The organism is Nocardia sp. NPDC060220, from assembly GCF_042727815.1.
Taxonomy (GTDB): Bacteria; Actinomycetota; Actinomycetes; order Mycobacteriales; family Mycobacteriaceae; genus Nocardia.
This window is the reverse complement of the sequence record NZ_JBHWZY010001114.1, coordinates 1-1,882: the sequence shown is the minus strand read 5'-3', so window position 1 is coordinate 1,882 and position 1,882 is coordinate 1. Positions and strand designations below refer to the sequence as shown.

At 67.1% G+C, this 1,882-nt stretch carries 1 protein-coding gene and 1 pseudogene; both read right to left on the bottom strand.

Going from position 1 to position 1,882, the window contains the following annotated elements; translation table 11 throughout:
* Positions 1-1,469: 2-oxo acid dehydrogenase subunit E2 (locus ACFWF3_RS34235; RefSeq protein ID WP_379318170.1), on the bottom strand; the 1,469-nt coding region annotated here is incomplete at its 3' end.
* Positions 1,470-1,574: 105 nt separating this feature from the next.
* Positions 1,575-1,882 (bottom strand): annotated as a pseudogene (locus tag ACFWF3_RS34230) (iron ABC transporter permease); the annotation flags it as partial.

Below are 1,882 nucleotides of genomic sequence, written 5' to 3'. Positions count from 1 at the left end.
GTCTCGAGGATATGGGTGTATTCCACACCGACGTGGCGGCAGTACGCGTCACGCAGGATCGACAGCACATCGCGCAGCTTCATCCGCTCCTGGCCGTGGAAACCGCCCACGTCGAAGGTGCGGTCCAGGTCCCACAGGGTGAGGCCGTGCTCGGTGACATCGAGGTCGGGGTGGCTGCGGAACTTGTCCTTGACCAGGCGCAGCGGATCGGTGTCGGCCATCAGGTGACCGCGGTTGCGGTAGGCCGCGATCATCTCGAGCACCCGCGCGCTCTTGTCGACCCCGCGCGCGCTGATGTCCTTGCGCCAGCGGATCGGCTCGTACGGCACGCCCAGGCCGTGGAAGATCTCGTCGTAGAACTCGTCGGAGATCAGCAGGTTGTGGATGGTGCGCAGGAAATCGCCCGACTCGGCACCCTGGATGATGCGGTGGTCGTAGGTCGAGGTCAGCGTCATCAGCTTGCCGACGCCGATATCGGCGATCCGCTCGTCGCTCATGCCCTGGAACTCGGCGGGGTACTCCATCGCACCGGCGCCGATGATCGCGCCCTGGCCCGGCATGAGGCGCGGCACCGAGTGCACGGTGCCGATGGTGCCGGGGTTGGTCAGCGAGATGGTGACGCCGGAGAAGTCGTCGTTACCGAGCTTGCCCTCGCGTGCCCGGCGCACGACGTCCTCGTAGGCCGCGTGGAACTGACCGAAGCTCATGTCTTCGGTTTCCTTGATGGCGGCCACGGCCAGCGATCGGTTGCCGTCCTTGCCCTGGAGGTCGATCGCCAGGCCCAGGTTGGTGTGGGCCGGGGTGACCGAGTTCGGCTTGCCGTCGATCTCGGCGAAGTGGCGGTTCAGGTTCGGGAACGTCTTGATCGCCTGCACGATCGCGTAACCCAGCAGGTGGGTGAACGAGATCTTGCCGCCGCGGGTGCGGGCGAGGTGGTTGTTGATCACCAGGCGGTTGTCGATCATCAGCTTGGCCGGGATCGCGCGCACCGACGTCGCGGTGGGGATCGTCAGCGAGGCCGACATGTTCTTGGCGATCGCGGCGGCGGGGCCGCGCAGCACCTTGTTCTCCGGACCGGCGGCGGCAGCCTTGGGCGCGGTGGTGGCCGGTGCGTTCGACACCGGTGCAGGTGTGGTCTGCGGTGCGCGCACCGTCTTGGCGGCCGGAGCCGGAGCGGCGGCTGGAGCCGCGGCGGGCTTGGGCGGTGCCGTCGCTACCACGGCTTTGGGAGCCGGGGTCTGCGCAGCAGCCGCCTTGGGGGCTGCGGCTGCTGAGGGAGCGGAGGAGGCGACCGGTGCCTGGCTGTTAGCGGATTCGGTGGCTTCCGGCGTGTAGTCCGCGAGAAACTCGTGCCAACTCGCGTCGACCGAGGACGGGTCCTGTTTGAACTTCTGATACATCTCGTCGACTAGCCACTGGTTCTGTCCGAACTGGGAAGTTGAGCTGCTCACAGCTGGTGTTCGCCTCATTTCGTTCTTCGCGCTGCGACGTTTGTGACGTGCCCGGCAGGGGAATCAGCGGATGGCTGCCGATGCGCCCTCACCGAGCATATGCCCAGCGGTTGACAGGCGTCGCTACCGGTCTTGGGTCGACACTATGCCCTCTGCCTCCAGCCCCGCCGCCCAGAGTCGGGAGTACCGGCCGTTACTGGCGAGTAGGTCTGACGGTGCGCCGAATTCCACGATACGGCCGTGTTCGACCACCGCGACCAGATCGGCGCGCGCCGCGGTCGCGAGTCGATGCGCGACCACCACGGTGGTCCGCCCCCGTGTCAGCGATCGGCTCGCTACCAGCACCGATGCCTCGGTTTCCGGATCGAGGGTGGAGGTGGCCTCATCGAGGAGCAGCAGGTCGGGATCGACCAGTTCGGCCCTGGCCAAGG